A 25,756-nucleotide genomic window follows, 5' to 3' on the forward strand; every position below is an offset into this window, starting at 1 on the left:
CAAGGCCACAGCGCTGTTGCAATACGGTGAAGGGAGGGCGAATCGCTGCGCTTGCAACGACCCGACGCGCCCCCGGACCGCGGTTGGGCCGCCTGAAAAACCACCGCTTCCGGGAAAGCTCCTGCTGGAGCACTCGCGCTGACGGGGTCAGTAAGGCGGGTTAATTGTGGGAGGTTCCGCTTGCGTGTGACTGTCCAAGTTCAGGCTTTTCCTTGTGCGACAGGGTTTGAAAGGGGATTGCGAACCAATCTGTCCTGCAACAGGCCCGCGCGCTCCAGCGGCAGATAGGCAATGGCCGCCAGATGCGAATGAATGCGCCTTAGGTCGCGCAGAATGCGCAGGTAGACATCGCCGCCACCGCCATCGCGCTGTTCGCGCATGGCACGAATGTGCCTGTCCGACGACTCGTTTTCCAAGCGCCATAACAGTTCTTTACGTTCGACCAGCTGTTGGGCCGCACGCAGATCGCCACGCATGAACACGGTAATCCCCAGACGCAGACTCTCCATGACATGCGCATGCATGGCCGCGAGATCCAGGATGTCATCGGCCGAAAAATCCTGCCCGCGTTCGGCTTTCTTGACGGCGAACTCCACGAGGTTGTTGGCGGTGATGTCGCCGATGTGTTCGATGTTCATCACGAACGCGTGGATTTCCTGGCTGCGTTCGCCATCTTCCTCGTTCAAGGCTTCGCCGCCGAGATCGGCAAGATACTGGCGAATGGCAATGCCAAGGCGGTCCAGCCACGGGTCTACGCGACTGATCGAGGCCGCACGCGCGGCGTCGTCCTTGCCGAACACTTCGACCAGGTTGGCGAGCATGCCCTCGACCATGTCGGCCATGCGCATGGATTCGCGCGTGGCGTTCACCAATGCCACGCTCGCGCTATCCAGCGCGGCTTCGTCCAGATACAACGCCTGACCCGGATCAGCGGGACGCGGCGGCTCGGGCTGCAAGCGCACGAGCAACTGCTCGAGCCGCTCTACGGGAAGGATGAAGATCAACGCCAGCCCCAGATTGAAGGCCGTGTGAAAGTTCACCACGACGCGAGCCGGCGACTCGCTGATGTGCGCAAGCCCATCGGCGATGGGGTGCAAGAACGGCAGGCACGCCACGCAGCCGAACGCGCGGACCAGCAGATTGCCGAGCGGCAAGCGACGCGCTACCGGCGTATTTGCTTCGAACAACGCCGGCAGGGTGCTGCCCAGGTTCGCGCCAAGCACCAATGCGAGCGCGCCGGAGGCGTCCACCACGCCAGCCGTCGCGAAGGAGACGATCAACAAGACGACCGCAACGCTGGAGTGACAGGCCCACGTAAGCAACGCGGCGACCACCACGGCCAACAGCGGCTCTTCCGAAAGGCTCTTCAGCAACGTGTGCAGGACTTGGGCATTCTCGATCGGCGCCATCGTCAACACGAGCAGATGCAGCGCCAAGAGCATCAGCCCGAGCCCGATGCTGACGCGGGCGAGATTCTTGTAGCGCGCGTCGTCGCTGCGTCGATGCGTGATGAAGCCGAGCAGCACCAGGATCGGCGCCACCACCGCGATGTTGAACGACATCACCTGTACGATCAGCGTGGTACCGACATTCGCGCCCAGCATCACGGTCAGGCCGGAGGCCAGGCCGAGAAAGCCGCTTGCAGCGAACGACGTGGCCATCATGCCTGTGGCCGTGCTGCTCTGAAGCAGCGCGGTGATGCAGACGCCAAATGCAAAAGCAGCGGGACGCCGGCCCAGGTAATGGCCCAGCCAACGTCGCAGCGCACTGCCGTAACCGCGCAGCACGCCGCTGGTGACCATGTGCGTGCCCCACAACAACAGGGCGACATAGCCCGCGATGTCGAGCAAGGCGAAAGTGCCTTTCATGACACGACTCCCGAAACAACACGATGCGGACGGACCCGCGTCGCCAATCAAATCGAATGGTCGGTGGACACGCCGTCCGCCGAACCCAACTCACCCGGCATCCCAGGCAAGGACCGGCGTGCCGCAACGATCCAGCTTGCCGACACGCCCAGCCCACGCTCCTCGCTATGCGCTTGCTTACAACCAGCGGATATAGCGGCGGATGTAAATGCCCTTCACGAACTGAGTAAGCACGCAGTAGGTGAAGACCGTCACCGCAACCCAGGCGAAGTAAACCATCGGCAATGGTACGAAGCCGAACTTCGGACCGATCCCCGAGAAAGGCAAGACCATGCCGATGACGATCACCGCCGTGGTCAAAGCCAGCACCGGCGCCGACGCAATGCTCTGCACGAACGGAATCTTGCGCGTGCGGATCATGTGCACGATCAGTGTCTGCGTCAGCAGGCTTTCGACGAACCAGCCCGTTTGGAAGAGGGCCTGATGCGCGGGCGAATTGGCGCCGAACACGTGCCACATCAACCAGTATGTAGTGATGTCGAAAATCGAACTGACCGGCCCGATCCATATCATGAAGCGGCCGATGTCGCTGGCATCCCACTTGCGAGGCTTGCGCAGATATTCCTCGTCCATGCGATCGAACGGAATCGACAGCTGCGAACCGTGATAGAGCATGTCCAGCACCAGCAGCTGCAGCGGAAGCATCGGCAGGAACGGCAGAAACGCGCTCGCCACCAGCACCGAGAACATGTTGCCGAAGTTCGAGCTGGCGGTCATCTTGATGTACTTGATGATGTTGCCGAAGGTGATGCGACCTTCGATCACGCCTTCTTCCAGCACCATCAGGTTCTTTTCGAGCAAGATGATGTCCGCCGACTCCTTCGCGATGTCGGTGGCCGTATCGACCGAAATACCCACGTCCGCTTCGCGCAGCGCCGGTGCGTCGTTGATGCCGTCGCCCAGGAATCCAACGGTGTGCCCCTGGCGCTGCAGCGACTTCACCACGCGCGCTTTCTGCAGCGGCGACATCTTGGCGAACACCGTGGTGCGCTTGACCAGCTCGTCCAGCTCGGCGTCTTCCAGCGGTTCGATGTGTTTGCCCTGCGCGGAGTTCACCACGTCGAGGCCCACTTCGCGGCAGATCTTGCGCGTCACCGCCTCGTTGTCGCCCGTGATCACCTTCACTTCCACGCCATGATGATGGAGCGCGGCGATAGCCGTGCCCGCCGTATCTTTCGGCGGATCGAGGAAGGCCAGACAGCCGACCGCGACCATGTCCTTTTCGTCGGTAACGCTGTAGGTACGGTTCGTCGGTGGCTGCTGCTTGATGGCAACGATCAACGCGCGCAGACCATCTTCATTGAGTTCGCGCGTCATCGCCTTGATTTCGGCGCGCAGCTCGTCGGTCATCGGACGAATACCGTCGCTGGCCTTGGCGTAGGCGCAGATGGACAGCATTTCTTCCACGGCGCCTTTGCACACCAGCAGATCCTGTCCTTCGCCGTTGCTGACGATCACGGACATGCGACGGCGCTGGAAGTCGAACGGAATCTCGTCGACGATGTGGTATTTGGCTGCTATCGGCTCCAGATCGCGGTGCGTCAGCACCGCCTTGTCCATCAGGTTCTTCAAACCCGTCTGGAAACGGCTGTTGAGATAGCCGTATTCGAGCGCTTCCTCGGATTCTTCGCCGAACAGATCCAGATGCCGTTCCAGCACGATCTTGTCGAGTGTCAGCGTGCCGGTCTTGTCCGTGCACAGCACATCCATCGCGCCGAAGTTCTGAATTGCGTTGAGGCGCTTCACCACGACCTTGCGCTTGGACATCGCCATCGCGCCCTTGGCCAGGTTCGCGGTCACGATCAGCGGCAGCATTTCCGGCGTCAGGCCGACCGCCACCGAGATGGCGAACAGGAAGGCCTGCAGCCAGTCGTGCTTGTCCAGACCATTGATGAGGAAGACGATCGGCACCATCACCGCCATAAAGCGGATCAGCAGCCAGCTCACGCTCTTCACGCCGCGGTCGAAGCTGGTCTGCACGCGCGTGCCCACGACGGTGCGCGCCAGCGAACCCAGGTAGCTGCGCGGCCCCGTCGATACGATCACCGCCGTGGCCGAACCGCTCACCACGTTGGTGCCCATGTAGCAGATCGTCGAGAGATCGAGCGGCGTTTCGGCGGCTTCGCGGGCGGCCTGCTCGGCATCGACGATCTGCTGCGGCGCCGCCTTTTCCACCGGCAGCGATTCGCCGGACAGAATGGCCTGGCTGATGAACAGGTCCTTGGCGGTCAACAGGCGCATATCCGCGGGCACCATGTCGCCCGCGGCCAGATGCACGATGTCGCCCGACACCAGCTCCGCCACCGGCACTTCGATGCGTTCGCTATGACCGTCGGAAGCGCGGCGGGTCACCGTCGCGGTGTTGCGCACCATCGCCTTGAGTTTCTCGGCGGCCTGCGACGAGCGGTACTCCTGGATGAAGCTCAGGGAGACGCTGATCGTCACCATGATCGAGATGATGGTCGGACCGGTCAGCGTGGTCGGATCGGTCGCCAGCTGAACGCAGGCCAGGACCAGCAACACGACGATGAACGGGTTCTTGAAGGCATGCAGCAGCTGAAGGAACCAGTGCGGCGGCTTCTCATGCGAAACCTCGTTCACACCATCGCGATCGAGCCGCTCGGCAATTTGGTCCTCATTGAGTCCCGCCAGGCTGGTATCGAGGGTCGCCAGCAGTTCGTCGTTCGGGCGGAACGCTTCCTGCGCGACGACCGCACGCGTCGGTGCGGCGCCCTTACCGGCCACCTTGCCTGCGATGGTCTGGGTGGAGTGCTGATTCATGACTCGCTTCCGTGGGTTTGTTGATGCCTGATTGGACCAGCGAGTCGGCGGGTAGACCCCCCGCGGTGACGCCGATACCGCTAGGGCCGCCCATGCGGCCCGCGCCAGGGGTCTGGCGGAGGCCAATCTTTGCGAAGAGCGGCGCCTGTTATCACTGATGACCTATCAGTGACTGGATATCAGCTCTAGATGACCGTTAGATTTCCGCGCGTCATGTTCGTGCCAATGAGCCACCGGGCGGCCACGGGCCGCATCGGCATCCCAGTGCATGTCGATGACCGCGGACGGGGTCGGAGTCACCAGCGGCTGAGGCACGGTGATCGTCCAGGTACGGTTCGAGGTGTCACGGCGACCGCCCAGGCTGGAACGGTCCGCGGTGCGAAAACGAAAGAAGTCGCGAAGGAGCTTCATGGGCCCATCTCCTTTAATAACGGTGCTCACGGCACCGTTAGGAGCGGGCCGGACTTCCCTAGTCGAGGAAAGCGCCGGCCAACCGCTGGCGGTTGCCGCGAACGATCAGCTTGTTATGCAATGCCGGCACCCGATGCTCGCGGATGTCGACGTTGCGACTAGGGTAAACGTCCATATGCCTTGGTTGAGTTCGGACAGAGGCCCGGCCGGCCATGTCGCGCCGGTGGGCGCGTGCATTGTCATGCTGCAGTGCGGGACTGTCAACCCTCTGAAATAAATCTCTTCAGAACGTGTGCTGCAGCGCAATACCTGGCTGGAACATGGGTGCCACCAGCCAGTGATCGGCCAACAGGAAGGCGAACAGGGCCATCAGGTAGACGATGGAATACTTGAAGACCCGCATTGCGAAAAATTCGTCCGGCGGGTTCATCAGGCGGATGGCGTAGTAGAGGAAGCCCGCGCCCAGCACGACCGCGCCGCCGAAATAGATCAGCCCGCTGTAACCGGTAATCGAAGGCAGCAGACTCACCAGCACCAGGAGCACGGTGTAAAGCAGGATCTGCCAGCGGGTGTAGCGCACGCCATGTGTGACCGGCAGCATGGGTATCTCGGCACGCGCGTAGTCGTCGCGGCGAAAGATAGCCAAAGCCCAGAAATGCGGCGGCGTCCATACGAAAATGATCATGCACAGCTGCAAGGCGAACGGATGCAGCGCGCCGGTGACGGCCGTCCAGCCGAGCACAGGCGGAATAGCACCGGCGAGGCCGCCGATCACGATGTTCTGGGGCGTGGCGCGCTTCAGGTACGCCGTATAGACCAGCGCATAACCGATCAAGCCGCCGAACGTCAGCACGGCAGTGAGCACATTGACCAGGAACCCAAGCACCAGCATCGATACGATGCCCAGCACGATGGCGAACATCAGCACCTGGTGCGCCGTGAGCGTGCCGGTGGCCAGTGGGCGACGCGCGGTACGCGCCATCAGCTTGTCGATGCGCTCGTCGATCAGGTGATTGAACGCAGCGGCCGAGCCCGATGCCATCCAGATGCCGAGCGTGCCGAACACCAGCGCACGCCACGGCGGAATGCCCGGCACGGCGAGAAACATGCCGATGACCGCGCAGAACACCAGCAACGCCACGACGCGCGGCTTGGTCAGCTGCAGATATTCGCGGGCAAGACTCATGGCATCGACTCCGGCTGAGCCTGCCACGGCTGCAGGCGCGCGAAGTTCGCCAGCAAGGTGAACAACAACAACGCGGCGCCACCGTTATGCAAGGTCGCAACGGGCAGCGGCAGACCGAAGTGCACGTTGCTGATACCCAGCAATACCTGGATCACCAGCACCACGGCAACGGCTATGCCACCCAGGCGAAATCCGCTTCGCGCGAGTCGATACGACAGCCAACCGAGATAACAGAACACCACCAACGCACCGATGCGATGCGTAATCTGGATCGCGCTGCGTGCGGCCATGTCCAGAATGCCGCCCTCGTAGTTCACGCCGATCTCGCGCCACAGCACGAAGGCCTGATGAAAATCGGTGGGCGGCGCCCATTGTCCGAGGCACTCCGGAAAATCGGTGCCGCAGGCAAGCGCTGCATAGTTGGCGGACGTCCATCCACCCAAGGCAATCTGAAAAGCGAGCAACACGATGCCCAACACCACCGCGTTGCGCAGTAATGCAAACTGGTTGTCCGGCGTACCCACACCGTTCAAGCGCAACGCGGTGTAAGCGAGCAGACCGAACGTCGCCATGCCGCCAAGCAGATGCCCCATCACCACGATGGGCTTGAGCAGCAGCGTCACCGTCCACATGCCGAGCATCGCCTGGAACACGATCACCGCGAGGGTCAGCACGCTCACCTTGAATGCGGCGCGCTCGCTCAACCAGAACGCGCCTGCCATGGGTAGCAAGATCGCGAGCAACGCCAGGCCCGAGGACCAATCGCGCTCGCCATGCAGATACAGCGTTACACCCAATGCCGCGAAGATCGCACCCAGCACGATGGTCAGCATCGTCAAGCGATCTCTGCGTGCCGCAAGCAGCGCAAGCACCAGCACCAGCACACCGAGCGTTCCGGCCAGCATGCGATGCACCTGTTCGCGCCATGCCTTGTCCGCTTCATACGGCCGATCCGGAAACGCCGCATCAGCCTGCGCCACGGCCTGCTCGTGATGCGGCCAGGTGGCCTTGCCATAGCAGGTAGGCCAATCCGGGCAGGACAGTCCGGCGTTGGAGAGGCGTACAAACCCACCGAACATCACCAGGCCGAAGGCGAACACGGCCGCCAGCAAGGCGATATAGGGCACGATTTTCCGGACGCGCAACGACATCAGTGAATCACCTTCTGCAGATCCTTGCGCAACCCGCTCGGATCGAAACCGGCAGGATACAGCGTCAGCGCGGTGCCGTCGGATTCCACAAGTAATGCCGTGACGCTGTCGGGGATGCTTGGCACGTAGACCGCAAGCCGGCCGTCCACGTCCGTGCCGAGCTGCCAGTAGTTTTCCATGCCGTCGGTCGCGGCCTCCGCAGGCGGCTGACCGACATACAGCAAGCGCAGACGGTCCATGTTGTTGTTGAGCGTGATGCGTGCGGCGGCCATCTTGGTCAGCGTATCCACGCAATGCGCCGCGCAACCCGGACCAGCCAGCGCAATCAGCGTGAGGCGCGGAGACGTATCGCGCCAGGGCCACATCTGGCCTTTGGCCAGCCGTACTTGAACATGCTCTTGCCCGAAGTTGCGCTGCGGCGCGATCGGCTGGCCATAACCCTTGCCCGTGGGTTGCCACCCGGCAAGATTGAGCAGGCCCGCCGCGACGATCGGCGCGGTGAACACAAGCACCACGAGCAGGAATTTCAGGCGGCTGGTGCGCAAGGCGCGGTCGGTCGTTTGAGTCATGATGCGTTCTTGTTCGGACGACGCTTCGCCCGATGCAGGACCAGAAAAATCACCACCGCCGCGAAGGCGAAGGTGAACCATTGAAAAGCATAGGCGCGATGCCGCGCCGGCGGCATCGACGAAAGATCGAGCGTATGCACGCGCACATATATGGAAGCCGGATCGGCATCCAAAGTCAGTACGCGCGGATAGAGCGTGGTGTGCAGATCCCCGGCGACCTGCTTCATATCCAGGTAGATCGACGTCTTGGGCCACCGCGCCTGCTGTGCCAGCGCGTTGCCACCCATCTCGAAACCCGTGCCCGGCGGGGGCTGATAAAGGCCCTGCAAGACCTGCCTGCCATCCGGCAGCGGCGGCAGTTGCGGAGGCGTGTCAGTGCTATTGCCCGGAAGAAAACCCAGATCGACCAGCAGCAACTGGCCCTGTCCGTTCGGCTGGAACGGCACGTACGCTTCGACGCCACCCATGTTGTCGTGCTTGGGATTGTCCAGCAAATACAGGCGATCGACGAGGTAATGGCCCTCCACACGCACGCGCGGATAAGCATCCTGCGGCGGATGGAGAGCCACTGCATCGAAGGCCTGTACAGGCGCGCTGGCCGCTGCGGCATACCGTCGCAGAAGTTCGTCCTTGAAGTCCGCGCGATGCAGCTGCCAGATGCCAAGACGCACAAAAACAAGGGCGCCCGCCACGGTCAGCGCCACGGACCACCACGATGGCCTGCGCATCCAGCTCACGCGGTGACTCCGCGGCAGATGGCTATACTGGCAATGTCGACACTGATCGGGTCTGTCACGTGGAAACCGCCTATAAAATCGCGCTGGTGATCATGTTCCTGGTGGTGGTGTTCAATCTCGGCCAGGCTCTGTATTTCATGATGACCGACAAGGACGGCAGCAAGCGCACGGCATGGGCGTTGACGCGGCGCATCAGCTTTTCCCTGCTGTTGATCGCCATGGTGATCGTCGGCATCAAGTTGGGCTGGATTCACCCGCATGGCGTGGGTCAATAAAGCGTGGGTCAATAAGGCGTGAGCCAATAAGCTGCCTTGCTCGGTCACTCCAGCACCAGAATGACGAGCAAACGAGCCATTGTAGCGACCCGCCTGCCCTAGCGCCCCACCCGCGACATTTAGCGCCCCGTTCCATACGTTTCCGGGACACGGAGAAAACAAAAAGCCCGCCGAATGGCGGGCTTTTTTGTTCCAGGCGCCAGGCGCTCAGAGAATGTAGACAAACATGAAAAGGCCCAGCCACACCACGTCCACAAAGTGCCAGTACCAGGCCACGGCCTCGAAGCCGAAATGGTGATCCTTGCTGAAATGACCCGCCAGCACACGCAGCCAGATGATCGCCAGCATGATCGTGCCCAGCGTCACGTGCAGGCCATGGAATCCGGTGAGCATGAAGAACGTGCAGCCGTACACGCCTGTGCCGAGCGTGAGGTTCAGCTCCTTGTAGGCCTCCATGTACTCGTGCGCCTGGCAGAACAGGAACGAAGCGCCCAGCAGCACGGTAAAACCCAGGAAGGCCAAAACTTTCTTGCGATGACCTGCGATCAGCGCATGGTGAGCGATGGTGACGGTGACGCTGGAGCTAAGCAGGATCAGCGTGTTGAGCAGCGGCAGGCCCCATGGCCCCACTGTCTCGAAGGCACCGCCGACATGCGCTGGTCCATTGCCGCCACCCGAACCCCATGATGCGGCGTAATCGCTCCACAGAAATTGATGCGTCAGCACACCGTGGCCATAACCACCCAGCCAAGGCACCGAAAACATGCGGATGTAGAACAGCGCACCGAAGAACGCGCCGAAGAACATCACCTCGGAGAAGATGAACCACATCATGCCCATGCGGAACGAGCGATCCACCTGGCTGTTGTAGCTGCCGGCCATCGACTCGTGAATCACCGAGCGGAACCAGCCGAAAAACATGAGCAGGATGCCGATGAAGCCGACCAGCAACAGCGTCTTGCCGAAGCTCGCTTCACCGGGCTCCGCATTGAGCCAATGCGCCGCACCGAACACGGTGAGGAACATGACCACCGCAGCCACGATCGGCCACTGGCTCTTGCTAGGTACGTAGTAGATATCGTGCTGCTGACCCATGGTGTGTTTCCCGTAGACGTTCCTGGTGACCTACGTGCCTTACTGCATGAGTGAATCGATTTGGTGCTGATGAATCTGCGGGTGATGCTGAAGCCAGAGCATCTGCCCGATGGAGAACACGAACACCACAAAGGCGACGATGCCGATGATCGCCGCGGTGCGTCGCGCGCGACGCAACCGCTGTTCCTGTCCTGTTTCCAGCGCGCGATGATCGAGCTTCATGCGATCAATCCTCGACGTGACCGTGCGCGAGTTCTTCGTCGTGAATCACCGGCGCGACGGTGAAGCTGTGGTGCGGAGGCGGCGAGGACAGCGTCCACTCCAGACCCCTGGCGCCTTCCCACACGCGATCGGTGGCTTTCTTCTTAGAGAACCACACGCAATGGATCACCACGCCGAGGAAGATCAGCTGCGAGGCGCCGAACAGGAAACCGCCGATGGAGCTGATCATGTTGAAGTTGGCGAACGCAACGTTGTAATCCGGAATACGGCGCGGCATGCCGGCAAGGCCGAGGAAGTGTTGCGGGAAGAACAACACGTTCACCCAGATCACCGAGTTCCAGAAGTGCATCTTGCCCCAGAACTCGCTGTACATATTGCCGGTCCACTTCGGGATCCAGTAATACGTCGCGGCGATGATCGCGAAGATCGCGCCGGTCACCAGCACGTAGTGGAAGTGCGCCACCACGAAGTAGGTGTCGTGATACTGGAAGTCCGCCGGCACCAGCGCCAGCATCAGGCCCGAGAACCCGCCGATGGTGAAGAGGATGACGAACGCCACCGCAAACAGCATCGGCGTTTCGAACGTCATCGAACCGCCCCACATGGTGGCGACCCAGTTGAACACCTTCACGCCCGTCGGCACCGCGATCAGCATCGTCGCGTACATGAAGAAAATTTCGGCGCCCAACGGCAAACCCACCGCGAACATGTGGTGCGCCCACACGATGAACGACAGGAATGCGATCGACGCGATCGCGAACACCATCGCCTTGTAGCCGAAGATCGGCTTGCGCGAGAAGGTCGGAATGATTTCCGAGATGATCCCGAACGCAGGCAGGATCATGATGTACACCTCGGGGTGACCGAAGAACCAGAACACGTGCTGGAACAGCACCGGGTCACCGCCACCGGCGGCATCGAAAAAGTGCGTGCTGAAGTACTTGTCGGTGAGCAACATCGTCACCGCGCCCGCCAGCACCGGCATCACCGCGATCAGCAGGAAGGCCGTGATCAGCCAGCTCCACACGAACACCGGCATCTTCAGGAGATCCATGCCCGGCGCGCGCATGTTGAGGATGGTCGCGATGATGTTGATCGCACCCATGATGGAGCTGATACCCATCAAGTGCACCGCGAACACCACATAGGCGAGCGAAGCGCTCTGCAGCGACAGCGGCGGATACATCGTCCAGCCGCCGGCAGGACCGCCGCCCGGCAGAAACAGCGTGGACAGCAGCAGCGTGAAGGCGAACGGCAGGATCCAGAACGACAGATTGTTCATGCGCGGCAGCGCCATGTCCGGCGCACCGACCATCATCGGGATCATCCAGTTGCCGAGACCCACGAAGGCCGGCATGACCGCGCCGAAGATCATGACCAGCGCATGCATCGTGGTCATTTCATTGAAGAAGTACGGTTGCACCAGCTGCATGCCGGGCTTGAACAGCTCCGCGCGGATCACCATCGCGAAGCTGCCGCCGATGAAGAACATCAGCAGCGAGAACACCAGATACAGCGTACCGATGTCCTTGTGGTTGGTGGACATCACCCAGCGCTGAAAGAAATTCAGATGCTCGTGATGCTCGTCGTGATGCTCATCATGGTGGTCGTGGGCGGCTGCTTGGGCCATAACCTTGAACCTCTACCTAATGAATGCGTTGTCGTGAACTGCGTAAGCAGCCGGGTGAATCAACCTTGTGTTCCGTGAGCGGGTGCGACCTGCGCCGTGGTGGCGGCCGCCTGCGCAGGTGCCGCGGCGGTGGACGCCGGCGCCGGCACAGCGGGCGCAACAGGCTTCTGCTGATCGGCCAGCCACTTCGCGAAGTCTTCCTTCGACACGGCCTTGACCACGATCGGCATGAAGCCATGATCCTGGCCGCACAACTCGGCGCACTGGCCGCGATAGATGCCCGGCTCGGTGATGTTGGTCCAGGTGGCATTCACCACGCCAGGAATCGCGTCCATCTTCCAGCCCAATGCGGGCACGAACCAGGAGTGGATCACGTCGTCGGCGGTGATCACGAAACGGATCTTGGTGTTGATCGGCACCACCAGCGGGTGGTCGACGTTCAAGAGATAGGTGTTGTAGCCGTCGACCTTCACCGCATACGGATCGAGGCCGGAATTGAGCTGGCGGGTGGCGTTGCTCTGGTCGTCGAGCTTCGACATGAAGCCCACGTTGCTGATCGCCTTGCCCTCGTAATCGACGTAGTCGTAACGCCATTTCCACTGATAACCGGTGACCTTCACCGTCATCTGCGCGCCGGTGGTATCGGAGAACTGGCGCAGGCCGTCGGTCGCCAGCCAGGCCAGCGTGATCAGAATGATGATGGGGATGACGGTCCAGATGATCTCGACCGTGGTGTTGTGCGACCACTTCTCCGCCACCGCACCGCGCGATTTGCGGAAGCGGAACATGGCGATGAACATCGCGCCGAACACCAGGATGCCGATGACAACGCAGACGCCGAGCGCCACATTGTTGAGCACGTACGGCACATGGGAATAGGTCGTCACGCCTGGCGTGAGATTCAACTGCCCAGGTTCCGGATTGGCCTGGACGGTACCGCCGAACAATCCAAGGGCTAGAACTCCCAACGCCCCGACTACGTGCCTGAAACCTTTTGGTCTACTGCCGTAACGCCCGATGCCGCCAGATGTCATGTTTGCACCTTTGTTGAACCTACCTGTACGGCTGGGATTGGACATCGGCCAGCAGCACCTTGAGTTTCCGGAATAACTCGGTGCGTTCCTCCTCGGCGAGGAAAGCCCCAACTTCCAGCCTGCGTCCGTGCGACGACAACAACAATCGGTAACGCCCCTCCCCTGACTCCAGCAGCACGCGCACCCAATAGGGTTGGAAGCGCATGCAACGGCGACCTGGCAGGGTTTGCACCTCCAGCGACTCAGAGTCGAGGGTGATGCGTTCGCTGCGGTCGCCGGCCCGCCAGGCCACGCTAAGCGCGATGGCCACGGCGGAAGCCTCGATCAGGGCGAACAGCGGAGCGAATACATCGCCCTGCCACGCTCCCAGACCTGCCGTTATCAACGCCAGAGCAGCCAGCACCAGGATCAGGCGACGCAGGCCGCGTCGGCTTAGCACGCGATTGGGCCGAAGCCACAACACGCACGGCAGGCCGCCGAGGGCTGGTCGAAGCACGATCATGAGAGTCCGGCGTGCCTGGAACGTCCCGATCATAGGCTGCGACGCCACATCGGGCAAGGATGGGCGCAACGTGCACGAAACGTGATCAATCGTTGCTCATGCGCTGCGAAAAGCCTAGAAATGCGCCAATTCTGCGAACACAAGCGCACACACGAACGTTGTCACGGATTTGAGATGTGCGACGCGCGTCCGTTCGCCGGTTGCTACAAATTGTCGCGGCCGACTGTTTGCTGGTACCAAATCGCCCATCCGCTCTCGCTCGTCATTCCGGCGCAGGCCGGAATCCAGTGGCAAGAGCGTGTGAACGGAGACGCAAGACAGGGGTGTGAGGACACTGGATTCCGGCCTGCGCCGGAATGACGGTGCGAAGGAAGCCCCGCCCGACCATCACAGCCCTTCCCGACAGTACGGATGCGCCCCACCACGCCCCACCGTACAATTCTCAATTCCTCACCATCCCTGCCCCGCGCCACGCCATCGTGACCCAACCCATTCTTACCCCCGAATTGCCGACCGGCACCGAACCGGCACGCGCACGCATCACCGCGGCCTGGCTCCGCGACGAGACCGAAGCCGTCAACGATCTGCTTGCCCAGGCCACGCTGCCGCCGGCCGAGCGCGAGAAGGTGATCGATCTGGCCGCCGAGCTCGTCAGCCGCGTGCGCGTGCGCGCCAAGGATCAGAGCGCCGTCGAATCCTTCATGCGCCAGTACGACCTCTCCAGCGAGGAAGGCGTGCTGCTGATGTGCGTGGCCGAAGCGCTGCTGCGCATTCCGGACAAGGCCACGGCCGACAAGCTGATCCGCGACAAGCTCGGCGATGCGAACTGGAAGAAGCATCTCGGCCAGAGCGAGTCGCTGTTCGTCAATGCCTCCACCTGGGGCCTGATGCTCACCGGCAAGCTGGTGAACCTGGCGGAAGAAACGCGCCACGATTTCACCGGCGCGCTGCGCCGCCTGGTCGGCCGCGCGGGCGAACCCGCCATTCGCCTAGCCGTGCGTCAGGCGATGCGCATCATGGGCCACCAGTTCGTGATGGGCCAGACCATAGGCGATGCGCTCGACCGCTGCGCCAAACCCGAGTACGCGGTGTACCGCTATTCCTACGACATGCTCGGCGAATCGGCGCTCACCGGCGAAACCGCCGAGCGTTATCAGCAGGATTACCGCAACGCGATCGCCGCCATCGGCGGACGCGGCCCGTTCGCCAACCATACGGATGCGCCGTCGATTTCGGTCAAGCTCTCCGCGCTGCATCCGCGCTACGAGTTGGCCAACCGCGAGCGCGCCCGTCGCGATCTCACCGCCAAGCTGCTTGAACTGTCGCAGCTGGCGATGAAGCAAGGCATCGCTTTGTCTGTGGACGCCGAAGAAGCCGATCGCCTCGAACTCTCGCTCGACATCATCGGCGACGTGTTCGCCCATCCGTCGCTGCAAGGCTGGAATGGCCTCGGCATCGTCGTGCAGGCGTATTCCAAGCGCACGCCGTTCGTGATCGACTGGCTGATCGAAACCGCGCGCGCCGCCGGCCGTCGCTGGTACGTGCGCCTTGTGAAAGGCGCCTATTGGGACGCCGAGATCAAGCGCGCGCAGGAACTGGGCCTTTCCGGTTATCCGCTCTACACGCGCAAGCCGAACACCGACGTGTCGTACATGGCTTGCGCGCACAAGTTGTTCGATGCAGGCAGCGATCTGATCTATCCGCAGTTCGCCACGCACAACGCGCACACGATTGCCGCCGTGCATCACATCGCGCGTGGACGGCCGTTCGAATTCCAGCGCCTGCACGGCATGGGCACGGATCTCTACGCCGAAGTGATCGGCAAGCAGAACCTCAACGTGCCATGCCGCGTGTACGCACCGGTGGGCACGCATGAAGATCTGCTGCCATACCTGGTGCGCCGCCTGCTCGAGAACGGTGCGAACACCAGCTTCGTCAATCGCGTGGTCGACGAAACGCTGCCGGTGCGCGATCTCGTCGCCGATCCCTGCGAAACGGTGCGTCGCTTCGCTTCGGCCAATCACTCCAGCTTTGCGCATCCGCGCATTCCGCTGCCGGTCAATCTGTTTGGTGAGAATTCTGCGCCTGCGCAGAATTCCAATTCGGTATCCAGGAAGAATTCCATGGGCGTCAACTTCTCCAACGACAATGAACTGAAGGCCCTCGCCGAGGCGGTCAACGCGAAGTCCGGTCCGTGGACCGCAGGTCCGCTGGTCGCCGGCGCGCAGGGTGACGGTCCCACCGTGCAGGTGACCAACCCATCCGATCGCCGGCAGGTGGTAGGCAGCTACGTCAGCGCCGACGCGGCACTCGTCGACAAGGCACTCGCCAACGCGGTCGCCGCACAGCAGGATTGGGATCGCCTGCCCGCCGCCAGCCGTGCCGCCATCCTTGAGCACGCCGCCGAACTGCTCGAAGCGCGTCGCGGCGAATTCATCGCACTGTGCGTGCGCGAAGCCGGCAAGAGCCTGCCCGATTCGATTGCCGAAATCCGCGAGGCTGCCGACTTCCTGCGTTACTACGCCGCGATGGCGCGCCGCCTGTTTGGCCATCCGGAACAGCTGCCAGGCCCGACCGGCGAAAGCAATCAGTTGTTTTTGAACGGCCGCGGCGCGTTCGTGTGCATCAGCCCGTGGAACTTCCCGCTGGCGATTTTCCTCGGCCAGATTTCCGCGGCACTTGCCGCCGGCAACAGCGTGATCGCCAAGCCGGCCGAGCAGACCAGCCTGATCGGCCACGCAGCCGTGAAGCTGCTGCATGAAGCCGGCGTGCCGGCCAACGTGCTGCAGTATCTGCCGGGCGATGGTGCCGTCGTCGGCGCGGCACTCACCAAAGATCCGCGCGTCGCCGGCGTCGCGTTCACGGGCTCGACCGAAACCGCGTGGGCCATCAACCGCGCGCTCGCCGCACGCAACGCACCGATCGCCGCGCTGATCGCCGAAACCGGCGGCCAGAACGCGATGATCGCCGACTCGTCGGCGCTGCCCGAGCAGATCGTGAAAGACGTGATCGCTTCAGCTTTCCAGTCCGCCGGCCAGCGCTGCTCCGCCGCGCGCGTACTGTTCGTGCAGGAAGATATCGCCGACAAGGTGATCGGCATGCTCGCCGGCGCGATGGCGGAACTGAAAGTCGGCGACCCGGGCCAGCTTTCGACCGACGTCGGCCCGGTGATCGACGACGACGCGCTGAAGATCCTCGACGACCATGCCGCGCGCATGGACAAGGAAGCGAAAAAGATCGCCGAAGCCAAGCTCGATTCGGCCGCTACGTCGAACGGCACGTTCTTCGCACCGCGCGCGTATGAAATTCCCTCGCTCGACATTCTCAAGCGCGAGGTGTTCGGCCCCGTGCTGCACGTCATCCGCTGGAAGGGCAGCGACCTGCCCAAGGTCATCGATGCCATCAACGCCACCGGCTATGGCCTCACACTCGGCGTACACAGCCGCATCGACGACACGGTGGAATACATCCGCAGTCACGCTCGCGTGGGCAATTGCTATGTGAACCGCAATCAGATCGGCGCGGTGGTCGGCGTACAGCCGTTCGGCGGCGAAAGCCTCTCGGGCACCGGTCCGAAGGCCGGCGGCCCGCACTACCTGCTACGTTTTGCGGGCGAGCGCACGCTTACCATCAACACCACGGCAGCGGGCGGCAACGCTTCGCTGTTGACGATCGGCGAGTAATCGCGCGCCGCATCCATCCCTCCCCTGCACGCAGGGGAGGGAGTATTACCGCAAGCATCTAGCGATTCGGGCTTCCAATCGATATGCGACATATCCTGCTGCTTGCATCCCTATTGGTGTTACTGCACGTCGCACCAGCCTGCGCAAATGGTTTGAGCAATGCGGAACAACACTTCATCGCCTCGCTTCAACTGGGCGCCACACCGCAAGTCCGCTACCTCGACGCGAACGGCAAGCCCCTGGACTACGCCGCCTTCGCGCAACAACTGCACGATCGCCGCTCTTACAGCATGACCCGCGACAACCGCTCCGGTGCGGCGATGCTGCGGCTGCGACCGGCAGGCGCGCACGCGGGCGAACCCGGGCGCTTCGCGTTCGGACGCGGCGATGCATTTCCGCCGTTCGAACTGCCGTCGCTGCAAGGCGGCGTTCAGCGGCTCGACGATTTTCATGGCCGCTACACGCTGGTGAGTTTCTTCTTCGCCGAATGCGCGCCGTGCATCGCCGAGGTGCCGACGCTCAATGCGTACGCGAGCGAACACCACGACATGAACTTCTTGGCCGTGACGTTCGAAGATAGCGAAACCGCGCAAGACTTCGTGAACGAACACGGGTTGACCTGGAACGTGCTGCACGACGGCCAGGGATTGACCGATACGCTTGGCGTGGGCATCTACCCCACCCTGATGCTGATCGACCCTTCCGGCCGGGTGGCGGGAGCCGCGGTCGGCATGACCATGAACGACGATCCAGCCCAACGACTGGCCTATCTCACCCATTGGATCGAACAATGGAAACGGGCCACATCTTCACCCGGCTCCTGAGTCGACGACGGGCAGCATCACCCGCGCTGCACATGACCTGCGCCCTTCATTAACAGACGTATCGCTTCTGCTTGTGCAGCGCGCTAACCACCCCGTATGCATACGTGCTAGAACACCGTATCTGCGCCGAAGAGGGTCGGCACGGGGGATGGTGGGGCATGTCGGAATTCGCATCAGGTATGCAGCATGTGCGGCGCGTGTTGTCGTCGGTCGAACCGGATCCGCGTGCGCTGACTGCCAACATCCCACCCAATGTGCTGGTGCACCTCACTGAGCTCGCCGCGCGGCGCGGCATTGCGTCCGAATCGTGGTTCGTAGGACTGGGCATCACGCGGCAGCAGATCAACGATCCCAGTGTGCGCATCTCCTATCGTCAGGCGCGCACGGTGGTCGCACGCGGACTGAAAGCCATGGGCGACCCCACGCTCGGATTGCAAATAGGCCGCAATCAGACGGTCGGTAGCTTCGGCTTGCTCGGCCTTGCCATGATGACCTCGCGCAATTTCGGCGAGGCCATGACGGTCGGCATCGCCAACCACAAAGTCAGTGGCAGTCTGCTCGACGTGGATTTCGTCGTGATCGACGAACAAACCGTGGCGCTGCAGGCATGGCCTCGGTTTGGCGAAGTAGATCTGCTGCCGTTCCTGTGCGAAGAGATGTTCGCCAGCAGTTTCGCCCTCGCGCGCGAATTGATCGGCCCCAACCTGTCCCTGGTGCGGCTGGAACTCACTTATCCGGCGCCGGCTTATGCTCGCGAATACAGCGCGGCGTTCCAATGCGACGTTCGCTTCGGCGCTCAATACAACCGCATTCTCGTCGACACCAGTTGGCTCGCACATCCGCTGCCTGGCTACAACCCGCTGACCTCCAAGCAGGCGCTGGCGCTATGTCATCAACAATTGCGCGGCGCCACGGGTTCCGACGAAATCGTCGGTTCCGTCGAACGCCTGCTGCGCAGTCGCCTGCGCGAACATCCACGTCTCACGGAAGTGGCGCGCACGCTTCATCTCAGCGAACGCTCGCTACGTCGCAGACTTGCCGACAGCGGTCGCATCTTCCGCGAAATCCACGACAGGGTGCGCGCCGAACGCGCGCTGGAGTTGCTGCACGCCGGCAAGATGAGCGTGGCGGAAATCGGCATCGAGCTGGGCTTCAGCGATCCTCGCGAATTCCGTCGCGCCTTCAAGCGCTGGACAGGCATGCCGCCGCAGCTCGCGCGCCGCGGCATGCCTTCCTGATACATACCGGCATCGATCCCATGGAATATCGAAGGCAGTATCTGTCTGCGCCCGACTGAGCGCCCTTTCAGGCAACGCGCGCCGAACTTTCAGCGCTCACAAGGGCTGCGATGGCCTGACCCATAGTCGCTGTCAATGGCGCTGATATGGAAAATCAAATTCCAAGCTGATACCTGCACACGCATACTTGTCCGCAGCATTCCGTATCCGCAGAGCTGCCCTGATGAGCGCAACATTGCACCGCATTTGTGCCAAGGTGTCCTCGGCGGGCTTCGCTCTGGAATCGTCGCCCGCGAACCTTGCCTGGTGGCGCTGCGCGATGCCGTTCTGGCTGATATGTCTGGTTGCACTGTCATTCCCGCTGTCCGCATCGGCCAACCCTCCCGCCACATCCGCGCCTCGCACAGCGCCTGCCTCCGTGGCGGTTTGCACGGGTTGCCACGGCCCGCAAGGAGCAGGCTCGGCGGCCGGCATGCCACGCATCGCAGGCATGGACCCGCGTTATCTTGCGCACGCACTTGCCATGTTCAAGGCAGGAACGCGTAGCAGCGACATCATGCAGCCCATCGCACGAACACTTTCTGATGCGGATATAGACGCGCTCTCAACGTACTTTTCGTCGCAACATCCGGCGCTCGCCGCCTCGCAGCAAGCGCCCTCGCCACAGTTGATTACGGCCGGTCGCACGTTGGCGATGCATGGTGATTCAAACGGCGTGGCCGCCTGCTTCGCGTGCCATGGCCCTGGGGGCACCGGAAACGGTCAGCGCTTCCCCAGTATCGCCGGCGAGCCTGCCGCTTTCGTGGTCAATCGTTTGCACGAATTCCAAGCGCGCGCCCGCGCCGGCAACGTCAAGCCGGGGTCGATGACCGAAGTGGCTTCGCGACTCACCGATGCCGAAATTAGAGAGGCTTCTGCGTATCTATCGGTGACGTCGCCCTGACGACGTTGCGAATTGGCGTCAGCCCGCGGCGGCCTTTTGCCTTCGTTTGGCTACGCGCATCCGGTCGGCAGCTTGCACCTGATGGGCTGTCATGATGGCTGGCAGCAGACCCGGGAAACGCTGCTCGATCTCTGCGCAACGCGTGGTGTTGCGCATCTCCACGCCTTGCCGCTCGCTACGAATCAGCCCCGCTTCGCGCAGCGCGCGAAAATGCTGCGAGAGCGTAGACTTGGGAATGTCGCGGTCGCTGATCTTCAGAAAGTTCGAACACGTGGCGCCGCTGGAGATCGCCAGTTCCGCATAAATGGCCGCGCGAACCGGATCGGACAGAGCATGGAGAATGCCCTCTACGGTGATGTCCTCGATCGATGGATGAATCAACGGTCTCATGACCGGCATTTTACAGGCGCCTTGACAACTAGTTCCATAGTTCATATGTTGCGAACTATGGTATTAAAGAACTTTCCCACCCACACAGGTCAAGAATCGTCATGAGCAAGCTCAAGGGTAAGGTCGCCTTGGTCACCGGGGCATCCAAAGGCATCGGCGCCGCCATCGCCAAAGCGTTGGCCGCAGAAGGCGCGTCGGTAGTCGTGAACTACGCATCCAGCAAGGCCGGTGCCGAAGCGGTGGTCGCGGAGATCGCGAAGGCCGGCGGCAAGGCCGTCGCCGTGGGCGGCGATGTGTCCAAGGCTGCGGATGCGCAGTCGCTGGTCGACGCCGCGGTCAAGCAGTTCGGTCGCCTCGACATCCTGGTGAACAACTCCGGCGTCTACGAGTTCGCGCCGCTGGAAGAGATCACCGAGGAACACTTCAACAAGCACTTCAACGTCAACGTGCTCGGCCTGCTGCTGACCACCAAGGCCGCGGCAAAGCATCTAGGCGAAGGTTCCAGCGTCATCAACATCGGCTCGCTGGTCACGCGCCTCACTCCGCCCGGCAGCGCCGTCTACACCGCCACCAAGGGCGCGGTCGACGCCATCACCGGCGTGCTGTCGCTCGAACTCGGCCCGCGCAAGATTCGCGTGAATGCGCTCAATCCGGGCATGGTCGAAACCGAAGGCACCCACTCGGCCGGCTTCATCGGTTCGGACTTCCACACCCATGCCACCGCGCAGACGCCGCTCGGCCGTATCGGCCAGCCTCGCGACATCGCGTCGATCGCCGTGTTCCTGGCTTCCGACGATTCGTATTGGTTGACGGGCGAACATTTGTTCGCCGCTGGCGGCATGCGCTGATTGGTTGCTCCTGATAGACAAGGCCCCGCTCGAAAGGCGGGGCCTTGTTCAATTTGAGCGCAAGCCATCACGCTATTGCACGGGAGTACCCATGTTCTCGGCGACAAAGCGAAAACAGTACTTTCCGGCTGGATGCTTCCAGTCCGAGGCATTGGGGATGTAGTAAGACCGCATATTGCGACCGCTCCACTGGCTGGATGCTTCATCAAAGGTTGCGCAGAGACTGTACGTATCTGCGTCACCGCGATTGTAGATGTAGGGTGTACCGGTAACCGGATCCCTGCTATCCGTCGTACTTACGCCCACATCGCCAAGATCCAATGGAAGCGACTTGTGTTGCGTCCAGTACATATGAATACCGAGCGACACGCGCCCAAGCTCGGAAACCCTACGCTGGTCCAGTTGCAATGCGCGCTGATGTCCAGGTGTCCCAAGCACGCGCAAACCAGCCGCCACCGCGCCGATCATAATGATCGAGGCGACCCCCAGAAGTATGCGCACACCCATATGCGGATTCATGCCGCCCCCTCATCGCGGCGCAGATCCCAAAGGTAATATCCGAATATCGCGCCTGCTATGAGGCCGGCAGCAAGCACTTTGAGCGCGAAGCGGGTGGTGATTTCGCCACCCAGAAAGCCATCAACCAATGTAATCAAATCACAAATAAGGACGACGGCCGCGACAAAAAGCGTGAGATACGTAAGCCACCGGCGAACGGCCGATTGCCGTTTTATCGCATGTTGCTTGAGTTCTCGTCCGATTTTTGCGGATAGCAGTAGAAAAACCGGGAATGCGATGACGATGGTGGCAACCGCCCAGCGGATATTTTCTTCAACGCCGTTGGCATACGGCAAAGCTGCATCCGGGAAACTGCGGTTGATCAGCTCAAATAGAAGAGTGCCAAGGTGATAAGCGCTCAGATAAAGCGTGGTAAACAGCACCAGATAGAGAAAGGCCTCCCGCGCCGATAAATAAGCACGCGGACGCGGCACGGGCACGGAAAAATCCACATCCGCATACGCCGCCATCGCACTTCGCGCCTGCTCCGGCGCCCAGCCTGCTTCAAACAACGCCTTTTCGATGCTTTGACGCGAACATCCGCGCATCAGCGCATCGCGCACGAACTGATCCAGGTCCTGCGTCGCACCGGCCATGTGTCCCCCTGTCCCTTTTGTGTGGAAACGTGCATCGACTCACGTCGACTGCGCACGTTCCACACTATGGCATGGCGAAATGGCCGAGCAAGGGCGAAAGCCTGCGCTCTTTGCAACGATGCTTCTCGGGAAAACCGCGACGAATGACCGGCGACGTCGCTCGACAAACGACAAGTGACGACGCGCGTCGATACAGTTGAGTGGATCGATTTGCACGGTGCAGCGCGGAGCGCTGGGAAACCGACTCTTATTGCCTATGCACGCTGCCGTCGCCGATACCCAGGCAAAGACGTGCGAACCGCTTGGGAGCTACGGCACGAACCGGGTCGATCCGCCGGGTGGTGCCTCGCTCAGGCTGCGACACTCCGACACTGCTGGACAAAGCGCTCACCTTGCCAGCCTCACTGCCAAACACCTGCTGGAAAAACTGCGGAACCGAGGACGAATGCATGACGACCTCCGTGGATGCTTGATGGAGAATCAAGTTAATGCACTGACAAACCGCTTAAAAGCGATATCTGTGCAACTCAGTCTTGAATTTTTATCAAGCTAGCCACTGCGATCTGCGAGGTATCCCAGGCCATGGATGGTCAGCGGCCTTTGGCCACATCACCCACACGCTGGCCGAATTGCCCCCCGCCTGAGTCCCGTTTGCCCTCCCCGTCGCCGCGCTCTTGCGTGACAGTGCTGTGCATACCGCGCCGTAGGGTGCGAGGGGAGGATTTCGCCATGCGCAAGACCCACATGCTGATCGGCATCGCGCTGCTGCTGGCTGCCTGCAGTCACCAGGAGTCCGCTCAGCAAAGTCAGACGGATCAATCGTTCGAGAGTAAGCTCGAGCAGCAGTTGCTCGATGCCAAGCCCGGCAGCGTCATCGACATTCCCGCCGGACACTACGCGTTGAAGCGCGGCCTGAGCCTGCGCACGGATGGCGTGACCATTCGCGGCGCCGGCATGGACAAAACGGTGCTGTCCTTCAAGGGCCAGGTCGTCGGCCCGGAAGGCCTGCTGGTGAACGCCAATGACTTCACCATCGCGAACCTCGCCATCGAAGACACGATGGGCGATGCGCTGAAGATCAATCAGGGCAGGAACATCACGATCCACGGCGTCCGCATCGAGTGGACGGACGGCCCCAGCAGCACCAACGGCGCATACGGCCTGTATCCGGTGAAAACGCAGAACGTGCTGATTGAAGATTCCGTGGTGATCGGCGCCTCGGATGCGGGCATCTATGTCGGACAGTCGAACGACATCGTCGTACGACGCAATCGGGCTGAACAGAACGTGGCCGGCATCGAGATCGAGAACTCGGTGAATGCAGACGTCTACGACAACACCGCCACCAAGAACACCGGCGGCGTGCTGGTCTTCAACATGCCCAACCTGTCGCAGGCCGGTCACGCCACGCGCGTGTTCCACAACAAGGTGTTCGCCAACAACACCGGCAATTTTGCGAAAAAGGGCGCGGCCGTCGCCAGCGTGCCGGCCGGTTCGGGCATCGTCGTCAACTCCAACGACAAGGTGGAGATTTTCGACAACGACATCGCCGACAACCAGACGGCCAGCATCATCATCTCCAGCTACTTCTCCACCAACTACTACAACACGCGCGGCGTCGCGGCCGATTACAACCCGTATCCGAAGGGCATCTACGTCTACGGCAACCGCATCACCGGCGGCGGCGATTCGCCGGACGGTTTGAAGTTGAAGACACTGAAGACCGCCGTCTACGGTCTCACCGGCAAATTCCCAGACGTGGTCTGGGACGGCTATGCCGATCCGAAGGATGTCGTGGATGGCCTGCCGCCGCCGAACGATCGCATCTGCATCCAGGATGTGAATGGCGTGCTGAACATCGACGGCCCGCATGGCTACAAGAGCCCGAGCACGGACACCAAAGCGTATCAGTGCACCTTGCCCAAACTGCCGCCGGTCGTGTTGAACCCGCAGCCGAAAGTCTGAGAGCGTTGTCCATGCAGATGAAGATGTGGTTGTGCGGGGGAATGTTGCTTGCGCTGTTGTGCCTGTCGGGCTGTCATCGCGAGATGGATCCCGTCGCGTTTCACGACAGCGGCTATCCGCAAAAATTGAGCGACTGGCACGTGGTCGAAGCGCGCGACGGCGTCCTTCAGTTGAACGACGGCGTCGTGCCCTACGAACTCAACACGCCGCTGTTCACCGACTACGCGCACAAGCTGCGCACGATCTGGATGCCCAAGGGCGTATCGGCCAAGTACAACCCGACCGACACCTTCGATTTTCCGGTCGGCACGATCATCAGCAAGACGTTTTTCTATCCGCTCCCCACAGGCGAGGCGCGCAACGCCACCGACTTGGCTCGCACGTACGACACCAGCCGCGACTTCGCAGGCCCGGGGCAAGGTTTGAAACTCGCCCATGTGCATCTGGTCGAGACGCGCCTTCTGGTGCGTCGCCAGGACGGCTGGGTGGCGATTCCTTACGTATGGAACGCAGACCAGACCGACGCCGTGCTCGCCCGCACCGGCGATGTGCAGGCATTGACGCTGGTCAGCGACAGCGGCGCGCGCGAAAACTTCAACTACGTCGTGCCGGACCAGAGCCAGTGCGTGAGCTGCCACGCACACGACTGGACGACGCGCGCGCTGCAGCCGATCGGTCCCAAAGCGCGCCATCTCAACCGCGACTACCGCTATGCGGACGGCGACGAGAACGAACTCGCGCATTTGATGCGCGTGGGCTATCTCACCGGCGCGCCTGCTCCGGCCGATGCGCCGCGCAATGCCAACTGGATGGACAAGCATGCACCGCTCGATGCACGTGCACGCGCCTATCTCGACATCAACTGCGGTCATTGCCACAACCCGCAGGGCGCCGCGAATACCACCGGCCTGACGCTGGACATCGCCACGCCCGAAGATCACCACATCGGCATCTGCAAACCGCCGACTGCTGCGGGCCAGGGTACGGGCGATCACTACTTCGACATCGTGCCGGGTCATCCGGACGACTCGATCCTGCCTTACCGGCTCAGCTCCGCCACACCCGGCACGATGATGCCGGAGCTCGGTCGCAGCACCGTGCATCAGGAAGGCGTTGCGCTGATCAAGGCGTGGATCGCATCGCTACCCGGCGAGTGCGTGGTGCTTCATTGAACCGAGCGACTGAAGTGC

General features: G+C 61.9%; 24 protein-coding genes. 8 read left to right on the forward strand and 16 right to left on the reverse strand.

What is annotated here, in order from left to right; all coding sequences use genetic code 11:
• Window positions 1-200: 200 nt before the first annotated feature.
• The 7 genes from DWU99_RS09350 to DWU99_RS09385 all read right to left on the reverse strand — a co-directional run bounded on the left by DWU99_RS09350 (window position 201) and on the right by DWU99_RS09385 (window position 8,763).
• Window positions 201-1,868 carry a Na/Pi cotransporter family protein gene (locus DWU99_RS09350; RefSeq protein WP_115477783.1) on the reverse strand — a complete coding sequence of 556 codons (1,668 nt, stop codon included), beginning with the start codon at window positions 1,866-1,868 and terminating at the stop codon, window positions 201-203.
• Window positions 1,869-2,045: 177 nt separating this feature from the next.
• Entirely contained in the window at window positions 2,046-4,709 is a 2,664-nt protein-coding gene (gene mgtA / locus DWU99_RS09355) for a magnesium-translocating P-type ATPase (protein WP_115477784.1), read from the reverse strand.
• 165 nt (window positions 4,710-4,874) lie between these two features.
• The gene (locus DWU99_RS09360; RefSeq protein ID WP_115477785.1) at window positions 4,875-5,120 is read right to left on the reverse strand and encodes a hypothetical protein; all 246 of its coding nucleotides are present in this window, start codon (window positions 5,118-5,120) and stop codon (window positions 4,875-4,877) included.
• Between the two features lie 283 nt (window positions 5,121-5,403).
• The gene (gene cyoE / locus DWU99_RS09370; RefSeq protein ID WP_115477787.1) at window positions 5,404-6,306 is read right to left on the reverse strand and encodes a heme o synthase; all 903 of its coding nucleotides are present in this window, start codon (window positions 6,304-6,306) and stop codon (window positions 5,404-5,406) included.
• Entirely contained in the window at window positions 6,303-7,457 is a 1,155-nt protein-coding gene (locus DWU99_RS09375) for a COX15/CtaA family protein (RefSeq protein ID WP_115477788.1), read from the reverse strand. The genes cyoE and DWU99_RS09375 overlap by 4 nt, the downstream gene beginning before the upstream one ends.
• Complete coding sequence (locus DWU99_RS09380; RefSeq protein WP_115477789.1) at window positions 7,457-8,026, reverse strand: hypothetical protein; 570 nt, start codon at window positions 8,024-8,026, stop codon at window positions 7,457-7,459. The genes DWU99_RS09375 and DWU99_RS09380 overlap by 1 nt, the downstream gene beginning before the upstream one ends.
• Window positions 8,023-8,763, reverse strand: coding sequence for an SURF1 family protein (locus DWU99_RS09385; protein WP_115477790.1), 741 nt, complete (start codon window positions 8,761-8,763; stop codon window positions 8,023-8,025). The genes DWU99_RS09380 and DWU99_RS09385 overlap by 4 nt, the downstream gene beginning before the upstream one ends.
• A gap of 59 nt (window positions 8,764-8,822) precedes the next feature.
• Between DWU99_RS09385 and DWU99_RS09390 the strand changes: the two genes are divergently transcribed.
• The gene (locus DWU99_RS09390) at window positions 8,823-9,038 is read left to right on the forward strand and encodes a twin transmembrane helix small protein (protein WP_115477791.1); all 216 of its coding nucleotides are present in this window, start codon (window positions 8,823-8,825) and stop codon (window positions 9,036-9,038) included.
• Window positions 9,039-9,245: 207 nt separating this feature from the next.
• Here the strand turns inward: DWU99_RS09390 and DWU99_RS09395 are convergent, their stop codons facing one another.
• The 5 genes from DWU99_RS09395 to DWU99_RS09415 are packed head-to-tail and all read right to left on the reverse strand — an operon-like array spanning window position 9,246 to window position 13,521.
• Entirely contained in the window at window positions 9,246-10,133 is an 888-nt protein-coding gene (locus DWU99_RS09395) for a cytochrome c oxidase subunit 3 (protein ID WP_115477792.1), read from the reverse strand.
• A gap of 39 nt (window positions 10,134-10,172) precedes the next feature.
• Window positions 10,173-10,355 (reverse strand): hypothetical protein, encoded by a 183-nt coding sequence (locus tag DWU99_RS09400; protein ID WP_115477793.1) that lies wholly within the window; start codon window positions 10,353-10,355, stop codon window positions 10,173-10,175.
• 4 nt (window positions 10,356-10,359) lie between these two features.
• The gene (ctaD, locus tag DWU99_RS09405) at window positions 10,360-11,985 is read right to left on the reverse strand and encodes a cytochrome c oxidase subunit I (RefSeq protein ID WP_115477794.1); all 1,626 of its coding nucleotides are present in this window, start codon (window positions 11,983-11,985) and stop codon (window positions 10,360-10,362) included.
• 59 nt (window positions 11,986-12,044) lie between these two features.
• Window positions 12,045-13,019: a cytochrome c oxidase subunit II gene (gene coxB / locus DWU99_RS09410; RefSeq protein ID WP_115477795.1), complete on the reverse strand. Its 975-nt coding sequence runs from the start codon at window positions 13,017-13,019 to the stop codon at window positions 12,045-12,047.
• Window positions 13,020-13,038: 19 nt separating this feature from the next.
• Window positions 13,039-13,521 (reverse strand): DUF2244 domain-containing protein, encoded by a 483-nt coding sequence (locus tag DWU99_RS09415; protein WP_199535751.1) that lies wholly within the window; start codon window positions 13,519-13,521, stop codon window positions 13,039-13,041.
• A 479-nt stretch (window positions 13,522-14,000) separates the two neighbouring features.
• Between DWU99_RS09415 and putA the strand changes: the two genes are divergently transcribed.
• The 4 genes from putA (at window position 14,001) to DWU99_RS09435 (ending at window position 20,209) form a co-directional block, all read left to right on the forward strand.
• Complete coding sequence (gene putA / locus DWU99_RS09420; RefSeq protein WP_115478152.1) at window positions 14,001-17,204, forward strand: bifunctional proline dehydrogenase/L-glutamate gamma-semialdehyde dehydrogenase PutA; 3,204 nt, start codon at window positions 14,001-14,003, stop codon at window positions 17,202-17,204.
• A gap of 83 nt (window positions 17,205-17,287) precedes the next feature.
• Window positions 17,288-18,028, forward strand: a complete 741-nt coding sequence (locus DWU99_RS09425) for a TlpA family protein disulfide reductase (protein WP_115477796.1) — start codon at window positions 17,288-17,290, stop codon at window positions 18,026-18,028.
• A gap of 158 nt (window positions 18,029-18,186) precedes the next feature.
• On the forward strand, window positions 18,187-19,266 hold the full coding sequence (locus DWU99_RS09430; protein ID WP_233511020.1) for an AraC family transcriptional regulator: 1,080 nt from the start codon (window positions 18,187-18,189) through the stop codon (window positions 19,264-19,266).
• 223 nt (window positions 19,267-19,489) lie between these two features.
• On the forward strand, window positions 19,490-20,209 hold the full coding sequence (locus DWU99_RS09435) for a c-type cytochrome (protein ID WP_115477797.1): 720 nt from the start codon (window positions 19,490-19,492) through the stop codon (window positions 20,207-20,209).
• An 18-nt stretch (window positions 20,210-20,227) separates the two neighbouring features.
• On the opposite strand, the gene DWU99_RS09440 is transcribed toward DWU99_RS09435, so the two are convergent.
• Window positions 20,228-20,599, reverse strand: a complete 372-nt coding sequence (locus DWU99_RS09440) for an ArsR/SmtB family transcription factor (RefSeq protein WP_115478154.1) — start codon at window positions 20,597-20,599, stop codon at window positions 20,228-20,230.
• A gap of 101 nt (window positions 20,600-20,700) precedes the next feature.
• On the opposite strand from DWU99_RS09440, the gene DWU99_RS09445 reads away from it, so the two are divergent.
• A complete protein-coding gene (locus DWU99_RS09445) occupies window positions 20,701-21,447 on the forward strand; it encodes a glucose 1-dehydrogenase (RefSeq protein WP_115477798.1) in 747 nt (248 codons plus the stop codon).
• A 72-nt stretch (window positions 21,448-21,519) separates the two neighbouring features.
• Here the strand turns inward: DWU99_RS09445 and DWU99_RS09450 are convergent, their stop codons facing one another.
• The 3 genes from DWU99_RS09450 to DWU99_RS09460 all read right to left on the reverse strand — a co-directional run bounded on the left by DWU99_RS09450 (window position 21,520) and on the right by DWU99_RS09460 (window position 23,052).
• Window positions 21,520-21,966: a hypothetical protein gene (locus tag DWU99_RS09450; protein WP_147292903.1), complete on the reverse strand. Its 447-nt coding sequence runs from the start codon at window positions 21,964-21,966 to the stop codon at window positions 21,520-21,522.
• Complete coding sequence (locus DWU99_RS09455) at window positions 21,963-22,601, reverse strand: DUF5671 domain-containing protein (RefSeq protein ID WP_115477800.1); 639 nt, start codon at window positions 22,599-22,601, stop codon at window positions 21,963-21,965. Before DWU99_RS09455 ends, DWU99_RS09450 begins: the two co-directional genes overlap by 4 nt.
• Before the next feature lie 247 nt (window positions 22,602-22,848).
• Window positions 22,849-23,052 (reverse strand): hypothetical protein, encoded by a 204-nt coding sequence (locus tag DWU99_RS09460; RefSeq protein WP_115477801.1) that lies wholly within the window; start codon window positions 23,050-23,052, stop codon window positions 22,849-22,851.
• A 278-nt stretch (window positions 23,053-23,330) separates the two neighbouring features.
• On the opposite strand from DWU99_RS09460, the gene DWU99_RS09465 reads away from it, so the two are divergent.
• Together DWU99_RS09465 and DWU99_RS09470 are read left to right on the forward strand one after the other, a co-directional pair.
• A complete protein-coding gene (locus DWU99_RS09465; protein WP_115477802.1) occupies window positions 23,331-24,566 on the forward strand; it encodes a parallel beta-helix domain-containing protein in 1,236 nt (411 codons plus the stop codon).
• Between the two features lie 11 nt (window positions 24,567-24,577).
• Window positions 24,578-25,738, forward strand: a complete 1,161-nt coding sequence (locus DWU99_RS09470) for an SO2930 family diheme c-type cytochrome (protein WP_233511021.1) — start codon at window positions 24,578-24,580, stop codon at window positions 25,736-25,738.
• Window positions 25,739-25,756: the final 18 nt, after the last annotated feature.

Origin of the sequence: Dyella psychrodurans (genome assembly GCF_003363265.1) — a bacterium.
Lineage (GTDB): Bacteria > Pseudomonadota > Gammaproteobacteria > Xanthomonadales > Rhodanobacteraceae > Dyella_B > Dyella_B psychrodurans.